The sequence below is a fragment of the Mesorhizobium sp. PAMC28654 genome (assembly GCF_020616515.1).
Lineage (GTDB): Bacteria > Pseudomonadota > Alphaproteobacteria > Rhizobiales > Rhizobiaceae > Mesorhizobium.
Window position 1 is genome coordinate 5,552,056 of sequence record NZ_CP085135.1, and the last position, 13,623, is coordinate 5,565,678.

Annotated in this window: 11 protein-coding genes; 1 reads left to right on the forward strand and 10 read right to left on the reverse strand. The window is 62.1% G+C overall.

Annotated features, from left to right (window positions below; genetic code table 11):
• Positions 1-42: 42 nt before the first annotated feature.
• The 5 genes from LGH82_RS27255 to LGH82_RS27275 form a co-directional block, all read right to left on the reverse strand.
• The gene (locus LGH82_RS27255) at positions 43-396 is read right to left on the reverse strand and encodes a DUF1428 domain-containing protein (RefSeq protein ID WP_227345683.1); all 354 of its coding nucleotides are present in this window, start codon (positions 394-396) and stop codon (positions 43-45) included.
• A gap of 183 nt (positions 397-579) precedes the next feature.
• Positions 580-1,002 (reverse strand): VOC family protein, encoded by a 423-nt coding sequence (locus tag LGH82_RS27260; RefSeq protein WP_227345684.1) that lies wholly within the window; start codon positions 1,000-1,002, stop codon positions 580-582.
• A gap of 254 nt (positions 1,003-1,256) precedes the next feature.
• A protein-coding gene (locus tag LGH82_RS27265; RefSeq protein ID WP_227343924.1) for an IS630 family transposase occupies positions 1,257-2,205 on the reverse strand; the annotation gives its coding sequence in 2 pieces (ribosomal slippage) (positions 1,257-1,863 and positions 1,862-2,205; 951 coding nt in all).
• A 341-nt stretch (positions 2,206-2,546) separates the two neighbouring features.
• Positions 2,547-2,846: a HigA family addiction module antitoxin gene (locus LGH82_RS27270; RefSeq protein ID WP_227345685.1), complete on the reverse strand. Its 300-nt coding sequence runs from the start codon at positions 2,844-2,846 to the stop codon at positions 2,547-2,549.
• Positions 2,847-2,860: 14 nt separating this feature from the next.
• Positions 2,861-3,142 carry a type II toxin-antitoxin system RelE/ParE family toxin gene (locus LGH82_RS27275; RefSeq protein WP_227345686.1) on the reverse strand — a complete coding sequence of 94 codons (282 nt, stop codon included), beginning with the start codon at positions 3,140-3,142 and terminating at the stop codon, positions 2,861-2,863.
• A 282-nt stretch (positions 3,143-3,424) separates the two neighbouring features.
• Here LGH82_RS27275 and LGH82_RS27280 point away from each other — a divergent pair.
• A protein-coding gene (locus tag LGH82_RS27280) for an IS3 family transposase (protein WP_413771365.1) occupies positions 3,425-4,575 on the forward strand; the annotation gives its coding sequence in 2 pieces (ribosomal slippage) (positions 3,425-3,689 and positions 3,689-4,575; 1,152 coding nt in all).
• Here LGH82_RS27280 and LGH82_RS27285 read toward each other — a convergent pair.
• The 5 genes from LGH82_RS27285 to LGH82_RS27305 form a co-directional block, all read right to left on the reverse strand.
• Positions 4,538-6,046, reverse strand: coding sequence for an ABC-F family ATP-binding cassette domain-containing protein (locus LGH82_RS27285; RefSeq protein WP_227345687.1), 1,509 nt, complete (start codon positions 6,044-6,046; stop codon positions 4,538-4,540). The genes LGH82_RS27280 and LGH82_RS27285 overlap by 38 nt on opposite strands.
• A 293-nt stretch (positions 6,047-6,339) precedes the next feature.
• Positions 6,340-6,879, reverse strand: coding sequence for a hypothetical protein (locus LGH82_RS27290; protein ID WP_227345688.1), 540 nt, complete (start codon positions 6,877-6,879; stop codon positions 6,340-6,342).
• Between the two features lie 11 nt (positions 6,880-6,890).
• Positions 6,891-7,790 carry a DMT family transporter gene (locus tag LGH82_RS27295; protein WP_227345689.1) on the reverse strand — a complete coding sequence of 300 codons (900 nt, stop codon included), beginning with the start codon at positions 7,788-7,790 and terminating at the stop codon, positions 6,891-6,893.
• Between the two features lie 304 nt (positions 7,791-8,094).
• Positions 8,095-11,265, reverse strand: a complete 3,171-nt coding sequence (gene uvrB, locus LGH82_RS27300; RefSeq protein WP_227345690.1) for an excinuclease ABC subunit UvrB — start codon at positions 11,263-11,265, stop codon at positions 8,095-8,097.
• Between the two features lie 144 nt (positions 11,266-11,409).
• Positions 11,410-12,930 carry a DUF2778 domain-containing protein gene (locus tag LGH82_RS27305; RefSeq protein WP_227345691.1) on the reverse strand — a complete coding sequence of 507 codons (1,521 nt, stop codon included), beginning with the start codon at positions 12,928-12,930 and terminating at the stop codon, positions 11,410-11,412.
• Positions 12,931-13,623 lie beyond the last annotated feature (693 nt).

Sequence of the window (13,623 nt, forward strand, 5' to 3'; positions counted from 1 at the left end):
GTTGGCACGCGGCAGCGGACGACCATTCCGGGGATGTTTTGCCTACAACTCCATGAACGGCTTGAAGCCGCCGAAGATCATGCGCTTGCCGTCGAACGGCATGGTCGCCCAGTCGGGCTTGAGGCGCATGTCGGCCATAACCTTGCCCATCACCGCATCGCGGCTCTCGCGCGATTCATAGACAACCCATGAGAAGACGACGAGCTCGTCTTCCCTGGCCTGAACGGCGCGCGGGAACGAGGTGACCTCGCCATAGGGGACGTCGTCGCCGACGCATTCGACATAGGCGAGCGCGCCATGCTCCATCCATACCGCACCGGCCATCCTCGCCAGCCTCTTGTAATCATCGATATTTGCCTTGGGCACGGCAAGCACGAAGCCATCGACATAGGACATTCTGGGTCTCCCTGGTTGGTGGAGGTTTTCCCTTCCCCCATGCGGGAGAAGGTGGCCGAGCGAAGCTCGGTCGGATGAGGGGTGTTCCAGCTTGGCGCCGACTTACCCGTCATCCGAATTGCAACGAGCAATTCGGGCCAATCCGACCTCTCCCACAGAGGGGAGAGGTGAACAGCCTCAGCCTTATTTCACCGGTGCGTTCATGGCCCAGGTCACGCCGAAAGGATCGCGCATCTGGCCCCAGCGGTCGCCCCAGAACATCACCTGGAGCGGCACCACTTCCTCGCAGCCGGCGGCGATGGCGCGCTTCCACCAGGTTTCGATGGTGTCGTCCTGCAGATGCAACTGCATGGTGTAGCCCTGCGGATTTTGATGCGGGTGGCCGTGCTCCGGATAGGCATCTCCCAGCATCAGCGTCGAGCCATTGATGTGGAGGTGGATGTGCATGGTGCGGCCCTTTTCGTCCGGCGGATAGGCAAACACCTGCTCGGCGCCGAAAGCCTTGCCGTAGAATTCGGCTGCCTTGAAGGCGCCATCCACCTGCAGATAGGGGTTCAATCCGCCGAGAACTTCTGCCCTGGGCTGAACGGGGGTCTGGTCAGTCATGTCTTGCTCCTCTTTGCGTTTGGCTTGGCCTTGCGAGCCATAGGACGAGCGAGGTAGCGGCGATCCTACATGCCGAGAGATTTTTTTAAGCGCCGGGCCACACGCCCACCGGTAGAGGTCGATGTGGCTCGCAAGCCCATCCATTGGTGCCTGCCGCAACGAGTCGATTGGCCGGCTTCATTTCAGCTCCGTGCGAGCGGTCCGGCGACCGTGGTGCTGATCGAGGGTTTCGGGCCAGCTAGAGCAGAATCTGATCATTCCGGCTCATATCCTGTTGCGGCGAAGTAGTTGGCGCACTCGGTTGGTGTGAAGCAAGGCAGTGCGGCGCTGATGGTATCCCACAATTCCGCGACGGTTCGTGCGGCGGCTTTGCGTAGAATCGATTTCAGCTTGGAAAAGGCGTTCTCGATCGGGTTGAAGTCGGGGGAATAGGGCGGGAGGAACATCATCCTTGCGCCGGTTGCTTCGATCGCCACACGGGCGGCTGCGCTTTTGTGCGCCGGCAGGTTGTCGAGGATCACGACATCGTCGGGCCGCAGCGTCGGCACGAGAACCTGCTCGACATAGGCGACAAACCATTCGCCAGTCATCGGGCCGTCCAGGACCATTGGCGCGGTCATGCCAGTGAGGCGCAGGGCGCCGGTGAACGTCGTCGTCTTCCAATGGCCATGCGGGATTGGCGATCGGCACCGCATCCCGCGCTTCGTGCGCCCCCGCAGTCGAGCCATCTTTGTCGAGGCTCCGGTCTCGTCGATGAAGACCAGATGCTCGGGATCAAGATCGGGCTGGGCGTCGAACCAGGCGTTTCGTCGCGCCGCCACGTCTGGCCGCTCCTGCTCGCTGGCGTGCGCCGTTTTTTTTGAAGGTCATGGAGTGACGATCGAGAAACCGCCAGATCGTGCTCGTCGCAAACGACGCGCCATGCTCCTGTCGCAGCAACTCGGCGAGTTCGACCAGCGTGATGTCCACCCGCCTCTCGATCGCCGCCAGGATGATGTCGCGATACGCTTCAACGCGGTGGGACCGCCTGTCGCCGCCCTGCGGCTTTGCGCAGGTGGCTCCGGTCTCGCGCCATTCCCGGACCCAACGCACCGAGCTTGCCGCCGCCACGCCAAATCGCGCCGCTGCCGCCCGTCGCGACAGGCCGCCATCAACCGCTGCGACCACCCGAGCCCGCAAATCTTCCGATAAGGATTTCGCCATGCCATGCCGGCCTCCGAATCCAGCAGATATGCTGAATCAGATTTCCAATCCCAACGAAACCCCTATCGATTCTATCCGCTCGGATTTTGCTCTAGTGTCCTTGCGCAGTTCTGGCGGCAGCGAAAGCAGGGTCCTCTCACTGCGATAGCGGGCACGAGCCGCCGAGTACTGGGCGGCGATGCGAACGATTGATGGGATCAACATGGTGCATTCTCCTTGTGTAACGCCGGCATCATCGTGTCGGCATCTCAAGGACGTGGCGCCCGGCATTGATCCGACAGATTGCCGGAATTTTACGGCACTGTTGGCGGATCGAAGCGGGAATCTGCAACCCCGTTAGCTCAAGCAGCAGTTTGCAAGCTTTCGATCGTTTCGAGATCGGCCTTCTTGACCTCTCCTTCGACGGCAAGATCATAGCTCGCCTGCATGTTCATCCAGAACTGCGGCGTGGTTCCAAAAAACTTGGCAAGGCGCAGCGCGGTGTCGGGCGTTACCGCTGTCGTCTCACTGGCCAGGCGTTCGATGCGCGTGCGCGGTACATGCAGCTTCTTGGCCAGCGTGTAAGGCTTCAGGCCAAGCGGTATAAGATATTCCTCGCGGAGAATTTCTCCGGGATGGATAAGCGGGTTGATGTTCAGCATTTGAAACCTGTCTTTCAATGATAGTCGGTGATCTCAACATCCTCGGCTTGCCCGTCGACCCAGCGAAAGCAAATGCGAAATTGATCGTTGATACGGATCGAATGCTGACCGGCACGGTTGCCTTTCAGTGGTTCAAGCCTGTTGCCGGGAGGCGTCTTCAGGTCTGATAGTTCGGCCGCATTGTCGATCATGAACAGCTTCCGCTGGGCTGAGCGGACAAGGTCCGAGGGGAAGCCCTTTGGAGCCTTGCCGTTCGAAACGGCCTCGCTGGTCTTGTCCTTGAACGAACGTATCATAAGCCGTTTCCAAGCGACGTACCTTCGCATGATACGTCCCAGAAGTCAAGAAAACGTATCATAAAATGATACGAGACTCCGATCTGTCAACAACAGGTCAGGACTTGATGTCGATGGCATCTGTCCTGCCCCCAAACCTCTCACCCGCCTGCTTCGGCCACCGAGCGGAAGAAATCCTCCGGATCCTCAACCTCCGTCAGCTTCCGCTTCTCGATCAGCCAGAAGCGGTTTGGACTTGCCCCGAAAAAGTGGAGAGTTTCCTTCTGATGAAAGGCGACCTCGATGACGAAACAGAGACAGTTTACGGATGCGTTCAAGGCGGAGGCGGTTGGCCTTGTGCGAACGAGCGGTCGGACGAAGCGGCAGATCGCGGAGGATCTTGGTGTTGGTTTCTCGACGCTGACGCGATGGATGGGTCGGCAGCTGGATCGTGAGATGGGCGATCCTGGGCGTCCGCCTGATGCTGATGTCGCCGCTGAATTGAAACGGCTGCGGCGGGAGAATGAAATCCTTCGGCAGGAGCGGGATATCTTGAAACGGGCGACGGCTTTTTTCGTCAAGGAGGGAAGTCGGTGAGGTTCGCGCTCATCGACCAGGCGAAGAAGGATTTCCCTGTGGACCGTTTGTGCGCGACGCTGGGTGTCAGCCCGAGCGGCTACTTTGCCTGGGGGCGCCGGCCGGCGTGCCGCCGGCAGCGCGACGACATGATAATGCTGGCGCATGTGCGATCGTCGTTCGCGCTGTCGAACGGAACCTATGGTAGCCCGCGCATGACGCGGGAACTGCAAGACAATGGCTTTGCCATTGGCCGGCGACGAACGGCGCGTCTGATGCGGGAGAATGGCCTCCAGGCAAGACAGAAGCGGCGGTTCAAGCGCACGACGGACAGCGAACACGCCTTTCCGGTTGCCCCCAATGTCATCGACCAGGATTTTGCCGCCACTGGTCCCAACCAGAAATGGGGTGCCGACATCTCCTACATCTGGACGCGGGAGGGCTGGTTGTACCTTGCTGTCGTCATCGATCTGTTTGCCCGCAAGGTCGTTGGCTGGGCTGCTGGCAACCGGCTACACCGCAGCCTGGCTCTGGCAGCGCTCAACAAGGCGTTCGTCATGCGGCAGCCGGAACCCGGCCTCATTCACCACTCCGACCGCGGCAGCCAATATTGTTCTATCGACTACCAAGCCGAATTGCGTGCCGCCGGCGTCATCATCTCAATGTCAGGCAAGGGCAATTGCTTTGATAACGCCATGGTCGAAACATTCTTCAAGACGCTGAAAACTGAACTGATCTGGCGCACCTCTTTCCTTACCCGCGCCGATGCCCAAGCCGCCATTGCCCGATATATCGACGGCTTCTACAATCCCATCCGGCGGCATTCCGCGCTCGACTACATCAGCCCGATGCAGTTCGAGCGAAACGCCGCCGAATGAGCAACCCGCTCTCCACTTTACCGAAGCAAGTCCAGTTGCCGATTGTGCGGATGAAGGAGCGGTCGTGCGAGGCGAGCACGCAGCTTGCCTGGTGCTTCAGCAACTCGTCCTCCAGCGCTTCCTGCCCATCGATGTCGAGATGGTTGGTCGGCTCGTCGAGCAGATAGAAGTTCGGGTTGGCGAGCCTCAGCGCCAGCATCATCAGCCGCGCCTTCTGGCCGCCGGACAGCACGCCGATCTTGCGCTCCTGCATGTCGATGCTGACGCCGGCGCCGGCGAGCAGCGAGCGGGCGCGCTGTTCGCCGACATCATGGCGGCGCGAGACCATCGCCAGCGGCGTGTCACCGCTGATGCCTGACAGCGCCTGGTCACTGTAGCCGAGCACCGTCGACGGCGTCACCTTCACGCTCACAACCGTTTCCGGCTCGAGAATGGCGTTGCGGATCAGGGTGACGAAGCGAGACTTGCCGACGCCGTTGCGGCCGAGCAGGACGATGCGGTCGCCCTGGCAGATGTGCCGCTTGCCGGTCCTGAACAGCAGCGTGCCATCCGGCGTTTCCACGGCCGCGTCGTCGAGCGTGACCAGCACCTTGGCATGGGTACCGCGATTGGCCAGCCTGATTGCGCCCGCCGACTTCTCGCGATGCGCCGGGGCGGCCGCCTCTTCCAGTCTTTCCGCCCGCTGGTTGAGCTGCTTGGTCTTGATCGTCAGCAGGTCGCTGCCCGAATTGATGCCGATATTGTTGAGCTTGGCCGCCTGCCGGCGCAGTTGCTGCGCCACCTTCATGTCGCGCTCGAACTTGCGCTCTGTCGACGCGTCGACCTCGTCGAGCGCCTGCCTCGCCCGCGAATAGGGCAAGGCAAACACGGGCGACTGTTCCGGGCGCAGGAACAACGTCCGGTTGGTGCTCGCGTCGAGAAAGGCGCGGTCGTGGCTGGCGATGACGACGGGCACTTCGCGCGGCAACGCATTCAGCCAGGTTTCCAACTGGCTGATGCGGGCAAGGTCAAGATGGTTGGTCGGCTCGTCGAGCAGTAGCACGTCGGGATCAGTGACCCAGACGCGCGCGATCAGCGCCAGCCTCTGCCAGCCGCCGCTCAGTGCCCGCATTTCCCGCTCGCGCATCGGTTCGGGCACGTCGAGTGAATCCAAGACCACGTCAACGCGCCACATCTCGCTGTCGGCCTGCTCCGGTGGTAAGGCATCGGCCACCGCCTGATAAAAGGTGCGGCCGAGCAAGGCAGGGGCAACGGACTGCTCGACATGGCCGACGCGAAGGCCGCGCGTGCGCGTGATGTCGCCCGAGGTCGGTTCCATCTCGCCGGTCAGGCATTTGAGCAAGGTCGACTTGCCACGGCCGTTGGCGGCGACGATGCCGAGCCGGTCGCCGGTGCCGATGGTGAGGTCGAGGTTGGCGAAAAGCGGCGCACTCATGGTGACGCCGAGGGATTTGAGGCTGATCAGGGCCATTTGATTTCTCTGGTCTTGCCGGAGACAACTCCGGATGCACTTTGACGGTGCGTGCTTGCCATCAGGCTCGGCGTTGCGCACCACGAAGGGCAGACCAAAAAATCGAAGCGGGAAAAAACCCGGACCGTCCCTGGTCAGCCCTGCAAGCTAGCTCGCAGGGCAGAAATCGGGCCACGCTGACGATGGTGACGAAAAAACGTAAACACGTGAGCCCTCCTTTCAAGACGTTCGAGTTCGGAAACTGACTACACCAAGGACAGGATGGACGGCAAGTGGCTTTCCGCCGGCAGACCTTAGTCTGGCGGGTGGAATACCCAGTCACCTTTGTTTCGCTCGATCTCCTGCGGCGTCAGGAAGTGAAGCTCCATCAGGATTGGTTCTTCAGGCCCCTTGAAGAAATGAAGTTCGGCGTGAGGAAGTACCAGCCGACGGACAGTTTCAAACGCGCTGTCCACCGTATATTCCTCGCCCTGCAATCCGAGACTTGCAACGCGTGTTCTCGCGGCCGAAAGCGTCATTGCCGGGCCAAAGCCGTCGAGATCGATTTGGCTGTTGCCACTCCATTTCAAAGGCAGAGGCTTTGGGACATCAGGCATCTGCCAAAGTTTGATGCTGATGCGATTGACGCGCGCTCGATTGCGGCTGGTCAGAATGTCGATTTCCAGATCACCATAGCCTAGCAGAAAGGCGCATGGCTGATCCTGATAGACATATAGCCATTTAGGAAAGCCAAGGTGTTTCTGGACTGGACCAAGATCGGCGCCTACCCGCAGGGGTGTGTCTTTCCTGCCTAAAATCAGAGGTAGAATATGGAGTTTACCGCGCTGCCGCATCGATCAAACCCTTAGTTGACCGCAGATGGCAAGGGTGCCGCTTTCACACGGCGCGGGAACGGGTCCAGCACCAATATGCAACCGCCGATGATCGCCACCGCGCCGAAGGCCTGGATGACGGTCAGTGACTCGCCAAGCAGGATCGTTCCGGTCAGCACCGCGATCGTGGTCACGGCGAATTCGACGCTGATCGTCCTGGTGGCGCCGATGCTGGCCACCAGCTGGAAATAGACGACATAGGTCAGCGCGCTCATCACGCAGGCGAGAAGGACGAGATAGAGGAAGTCGATGGCGCTCGGCATGGCGGGCACCGGCACGGCGAAAAGCAGCGGCAGCGTCATCAGCCCGCCGAACAGGAAGGCGGCGCTGGTGAGTTCCCACGAGCCAGCGGAGCGCAGATGGCGGTTGGCGTAATTGCTGCCGAACGCAGCCGAGAAGGAGCTGAGCAGGGAAGCGGCGCAGCCGAGGGCAAAGGTGCCCGTGATCGGCACGGCGGGGAAGCCAACCAGGACGATGATGCCGGCGGCGCCGAGCAGCAGCCCGGCCAGACCGCGAGCGGTGATGCGTTCCAGTCCCCACAACTGGCCGAGGATCATCGAGAACAGCGGGATCGCGGCAACAAGGATGGCGGCCATCGCCGTGCCGATGCGCGGCGTGGCGTAGGACAGGCCGATCAGCTGCGCGGCAACCGTCGTCGCGCCGACCACCGCGAAGGGCCGCCAGCCGGCACTGAAATCGAGCCGGCGCCGGGTTACCGCAGCCAGCAGCAAGAGCGTGACGCCCGCGATCAGCGAACGCAGGGTTACTGCACCGATCCAGCCGAAGGCATGCACCACCTTGAGAAGAACAAGAAACGACAGGCCCCAGGTGACGGCCAGGAAGATGTAGGCGGCGATGTCCCTGGGTTTCATGGGGTGGAGGCCGGTGGGGGAGTTTGTTGCGGATTGCTGCGGCCTATCGTTTCCGCCGGAAGGTGGCAAGCGCGAGCTCATGGTCCAGCCGACGGCACGACGAGCCGAGCTGTCGGCGTTTGCGCTGCCCCTCATCTCCCTGCCGGGCACTTCTCCCCGTATAGTGACGGGGAGAGGACGCTGCCATCTTCTGTTTTCGCCAATCGCCAGCGTTGCAAGACGGGCGCCGAGGTTGCTGCCAGCAGGCGGATGAGGGGCAGCGCAGCGCTCGTTTTCGGAGGCCACGCGCCTGAACTCCTTCTACCTACTTTCCCGGCCTACCCGTCTTGCCCGGCCTGCGCTTTTCGCGGCGGGCGTCGCCTGGATCTTCATAGGAGCCAATGCCAGTTCGCTGGCGAACAACTGGTTTGGCGGAATCGTCGCGTTCCTTCGCGCCCCCCTCTGTCCCGCCGGACCCCACAACGGGGGAGATCGACTGGGGCTTCGCTGGCACCTTTCCCTCGACCGGTTTTTCCGTCCGCCGCACGGTCATCTCATCCAGCGAGTTCTTCTTGAACAACGTTTTGACCGGCTCGCCCGGAATGCCGAAGTCAGAACCGTGCGCCTCGGACGCCGACTGTTTCTTGAACAGCGAGCGCGACACGGCGCCTGCTGGCGTCGTCATGTCGGTGCCAGGCCCCATGTCGTCAATCGACGGCTTGGCGAACAGCGGCTTCTTCACCGGCACGGCGCCGTCGGCGCCCATCTCGTCGAGCGCCGGCTTGCGGAAGAGGTTGGTCCGGGCAGCCTTGGCCGCCTCTTCGGCGGCACGTGCTTCGTCGAACTTGCGGAAACGCTCCTGTTCCTCGACCGTACGATGTTTGGCCACGCCCTTGTTGTGCTTGCCCTTTTCGCGGCCTGAGGCAGGGCTTTCCATGTCGGCGTATTTGGCCAGCGGGTCTTCGGAGATGGACAGTTCCATCTCGCGCAGCCGCTTGATCTCGTCGCGGATGCGGGCTGCCTTCTCGAAGTCGAGATTGGCGGCGGCGTCGCGCATCTGTTTCTCCATCGCGTCGAGATGGGCTTTCAGGTTGTTGCCCATCATGGCGCCGGCGCTGTCGGTGAACTGCGAGATGTCGGCGCGGACATGGTCCTTCTCGTAGACCGAATCGAGAATATCGGAGATGCGCGACTTCACCGATTCCGGTGTGATACCGTTGGCCTCGTTCCACTCCATCTGCTTCTCGCGGCGGCGGCTGGTCTCGGCCATCGCCCGCTCCATCGAGCCGGTGACCTGGTCGGCGTAAAGGATGACCTTGCCGTCGACGTTTCTGGCGGCGCGGCCGATGGTCTGGATCAGCGACGTCTCGGAGCGCAGGAAACCCTCCTTGTCGGCGTCGAGAATGGCGACGAAGCCGCATTCGGGAATGTCGAGGCCTTCGCGCAAAAGGTTGATGCCGACCAGCACGTCGAAGGCGCCAAGGCGCAGGTCGCGCAGGATCTCGATGCGCTCCAGCGTGTCGATGTCGGAGTGCATATAGCGAACGCGCACGCCCTGTTCGTGCAGATACTCGGTCAGGTCCTCGGCCATGCGCTTGGTCAGAACGGTGACCAGGGTGCGATAGCCGGCCTTGGTGGTGTCGCGAATCTCGCCGACGACATCGTCGACCTGGCTCTTGGCTGGACGCACCTCGACCGGCGGGTCGATCAGGCCGGTCGGGCGGATGACCTGCTCGGCGAAGACGCCGCCGGCCGCTTCCATCTCCCAGTTGCCGGGCGTCGCCGAGACGGCGACGGAAAGCGGGCGCATGGCGTCCCATTCCTCGAAGCGCAGCGGCCGGTTGTCCATGCAGGACGGCAAGCGGAACCCATATTCCGCCAGCGTCGCCTTGCGCCGAAAGTCGCCGCGATACATGCCGCCGATCTGCGGAATGGTGACGTGACTCTCATCGATGAAGACAAGTGCATTGTCGGGAATGTATTCGAACAGCGTCGGCGGCGGATCGCCCGGCTGGCGACCGGTGAGATAACGCGAATAGTTCTCGATGCCGGCGCAGGAGCCGGTGGCTTCCAGCATCTCGAGATCGAAGCGGCAGCGCTGTTCCAGCCGTTGCGCCTCCAGCAGGCGGCCGGCGCGTTCCAATTCCACCAGCCGGTGCTTGAGCTCTTCCTTGATCGACTTGATGGCCTGGTTGAGGGTCGGACGCGGCGTCACATAGTGCGAATTGGCGTAGATCTTGACGCTTTTCAGCTCGCCGGTCTTCTGTCCGGTCAGCGGGTCGAACTCGGTGATCTGCTCGATCTCGTCGCCGAACATGGAGATGCGCCAGGCGCGGTCTTCCAAGTGGGCCGGGAAGATCTCGATCGTGTCGCCGCGCACGCGGAACGAGCCGCGCACGAAGTTGATGTCCTGGCGCTTATACTGCTGGGCGACGAGGTCGGCGAGCAGGGAGCGCTGGTCGAGCCGGTCGCCGATCTGCATCTGGAATGTCATCGCGGTATAGGTTTCGACCGAGCCGATACCGTAGATGCAGGACACCGAGGCGACGATGATGACGTCATCGCGTTCGAGCAGCGAGCGCGTCGCCGAGTGGCGCATGCGGTCGATCTGCTCGTTGATCGAGGATTCCTTCTCGATGAAGGTGTCGGTGCGCGGGACGTAGGCTTCCGGCTGGTAATAGTCGTAGTAGGAGACGAAATACTCCACCGCGTTGTCCGGGAAAAACTTCTTGAACTCGGAATAGAGCTGTGCGGCCAGCGTCTTGTTGGGCGCCAGGATCAGGGCCGGGCGCTGCGTCTCCTCGATCACCTTGGCCATGGTGAAAGTCTTGCCCGAGCCGGTGACACCGAGCAGCACCTGGGTGCGGTCGCTGTTGTCGACGCCTTCGACAAGGTCCTTGATGGCGGTCGGCTGGTCGCCGGCCGGCTCGAAGTCGGACACCATCTTGATGGCGATGCCGCCTTCGGACTTTTCCGGACGGGCAGGGCGGTGTGGCGTCCACAGCACGCCGTCCTTGTGCAGCGGATTGCCGGATTCGATCAGCGCCGATAGCGCGGCCACAGTGGCGGTGACGCTGCTCGAGGCCATGGTCTCGGCGTCTTCAAGGGAGATGTCGAGACCGGCGACCGGGTTGAGGCCTGCCGCCGTGCGCTCCCTGGCTGATGCCGCGCCACCCATCGAGGTGCCGCGCGAACTGCGGCCGGGAGCTGCGGAACGTTCGGGGATCTTCTTGCCGGCCTTGGGTGATTTCCCGCTATCGCCCTTGCCGGCGAGGCGCCCTTCCTTCTCGGCTTCCTGCTCGATCTGGTCGGCCCAGTCGGCGATCGAACCGGTCAGCGGCGTGCCCGACAGTTCGGGCTGCGGCATCTCGGCGAAGCCGCCTCTGTGCAGCGGCTCCGAGGCATCCATGAAATCGGTCAGCGGGCTGCGCCGCTTCGGCGCTGCGCGGTCGTCACTCGCCGTCTTCGGCGTCTTCTTGTCGGGGGATCTGGCCATGTCCGGAATATGGGAGGAGTCCGGCGAAATGGAAAGAGCGGGATGACAAGAGGCTGCCAGCGTCACGCGCCTCCTGACAGGAGGCTGTCAGGAGGCGCTACGCCGGGAACCTTTCGGCATCACGTGCGTTATTGCGTGGAACCCTTAGGCGCCGCGCGCCATGGATGCTACCTGGGTCAGCGATCCATTCAGGCGCGGGACGACGACCAGACGCGTGACATTGCCCTTTTTGAAGGCAGCGAGGAAGCGCCCGTAGTCCTTGAAGACAACGCAGCCGTTCGATTCAGCGCGGCCGCCGCTAAGCATATACGTATGCGCGAGCAGACCAACGCGGTTGTATTTGGCCCTGCCGCCAACCGGGGTCAGGCGGATGGCCTCGACCCCATGGAAGCGCGTTTCGCGTAGCGTCAGGTCATAGGTGTTAGGCGGCGTCGGCCCCCGGTCCTTCTGGTCGACGTAGCGTGGCTGGTCGACCATGACGCCGAGACCCGAATGCGCCTCGAGACGCTGGCCGTCCGGAAGATAGACGGTCTTGGCCGAAATGTCGTAGACGGCGACGCCGTTGCCCGCGCCGCCGATGCCGCCGCGCGGGCCGCTGAACAGATTCTTGAATGCCTGGCCGAGGCCGCCGGAGGGCGTGTCGGGACGGGCATAGGCCAGCACATCGCCACTGCCCGGCTTGCCCTGCCGCGTCTGCGGAGCCGGCTTTGCCGCCAGTTGCATGGGCTTGGTTTGTGGAACGGCCTTTGGCTGTTCCACAACCTTTGGTGGCTGCTGGACGGATTTGGGCGCCGGGGCATTGTCCAGTTGCGGACGCTGCGTCGGCAGCGGCACGTCATCGGACAGCGCATCCGGCAAAGACGCGACATCACCGGGCTTCTGCGGCAGCGTTTGGCTGGTTGACACCGCGACATCGGCCGAGGATTCCTCGATCGGCAGCGGCGAGGCGAACGCCTCGTCGTCGACAGGCATCGACTTGACCAGCGCCAGCGCCAGCTGCGAGGGGTCTGGCGTATCGGTGGCTGCCGGCGCGCCGAAGCGCATGGGCTGCGGGGCGGTCTGGACAACGACGAAGTCGGAATCAACCCGGGCAAAGCGCTCTGCGGCAGGGGCTACGGCGGCCGAAGGCAGGCTTGCGGTTTCGTAAGACTGGTCGCCCGTATCATCCGACAGGCTGGCAACCACTGTATTGGCCAACACTTTGTTGGAAGGCGTCAGCGAAGCCTCGACGACCGGCGCGACGGTGGAAATGACAGGCTGCACGGCTGCATTCGTCGCCCGCGGCTTGGCCGTGCCGGCAAAGGCGGCGGCAATCCGGGACGGCGACAATGCCGCTTCCATCCGTTCGAAACGGTCTTTCGTCGGGGTGACAATCGTATTGCCGGCGGTGACGACCGGCTGAGCGGGAGCGGCAACGAGGCGCGACGATTTTTCCGCATGGGTTTCCACGGAGGCGAGCTTGAAGCAGCTGTCGCCACATTCGGGGCTGTGGTCGTGCAGGGCCTGCTCGGCGCCATGGACGTTGGCGAGCACGAATGGCGCTGTCGATGTCTTGAAATGCTGCTTGAGCGGATTGGCCTGGGTCAGCGAACCGGGCATCAGCAAGGTCTGCTGCAGGCTGCCTGTTGTCGGTAGCGAAGCACCGACAGAACTGAGGCCGGCCATTGTGCCTACCAGCCAAAGGCCGATCGCGGTGCCAACACTGGGCACGGCGACCCAGCGGATGATTGATCCGGGGTTGATGCGCTTTGAACGACGGGCACCGGCGTCTTCGCCATGCCAGTTTTCGTCCGCTCCAACTTTATTCTTACGCAAAACAGTCACCAATCTTGTTCAAATCAGCTCCCTCGCCCGCAGCCCTTAGAGCCGCGACGACCATTCTGTGATATGATCCCAGGTGGTCCCCGACGCGTTGTCCGCGCCTGTCGTTGGTTGCCGATTGCCTCAAAATATGGACAAAGTTGGTTAACCAATCCCTCTCTTCTAATATGTCGCACCCCGATTGGACGCGAAAAGGATGCCGCATCAGGTTTTTGATCCACGCATGGCTCGCCGAAAGTCGTTTTCGGCGTCAATGCGTCGGGCGTCGCCTTCTCGCTGAGAAGGCACGTCCAGAATCATCAAAATGGTGTTTCACCCGTTTCGAACTTGGTTTGCTGCCTGCTTTTCCGACCTGAGTCAAGCAATTGAGGCCTCAGGAGGCCCATATTGCGGCGGCAGGGACCAATTCTTCCGGCTGATGTTGTGTGAATGCATCAGTCATTGCTCATATATTACTGTGGCATACTTGCCACAATTTCTTTGGCCTCGCGGCCTTGGGGCTGCGGCTATTGAGCGGCCATTGACTCGTTTTGGGTG

Coding starts and splice junctions, on each gene's coding strand:
- LGH82_RS27275 (WP_227345686.1), bottom strand. CDS start 3,142: ATGATACGTTCGTTCAAGGACAAGACCAGCGAGGCCGTTTCGAACGGC.
- LGH82_RS27255 (WP_227345683.1), bottom strand. CDS start 396: ATGTCCTATGTCGATGGCTTCGTGCTTGCCGTGCCCAAGGCAAATATC.
- LGH82_RS27270 (WP_227345685.1), bottom strand. CDS start 2,846: ATGCTGAACATCAACCCGCTTATCCATCCCGGAGAAATTCTCCGCGAG.
- LGH82_RS27295 (WP_227345689.1), bottom strand. CDS start 7,790: ATGAAACCCAGGGACATCGCCGCCTACATCTTCCTGGCCGTCACCTGG.
- uvrB (WP_227345690.1), bottom strand. CDS start 11,265: ATGGCCAGATCCCCCGACAAGAAGACGCCGAAGACGGCGAGTGACGAC.
- LGH82_RS27285 (WP_227345687.1), bottom strand. CDS start 6,046: ATGGCCCTGATCAGCCTCAAATCCCTCGGCGTCACCATGAGTGCGCCG.
- LGH82_RS27305 (WP_227345691.1), bottom strand. CDS start 12,930: ATGGCCGGCCTCAGTTCTGTCGGTGCTTCGCTACCGACAACAGGCAGC.
- LGH82_RS27260 (WP_227345684.1), bottom strand. CDS start 1,002: ATGACTGACCAGACCCCCGTTCAGCCCAGGGCAGAAGTTCTCGGCGGA.
- LGH82_RS27290 (WP_227345688.1), bottom strand. CDS start 6,879: ATGCGGCAGCGCGGTAAACTCCATATTCTACCTCTGATTTTAGGCAGG.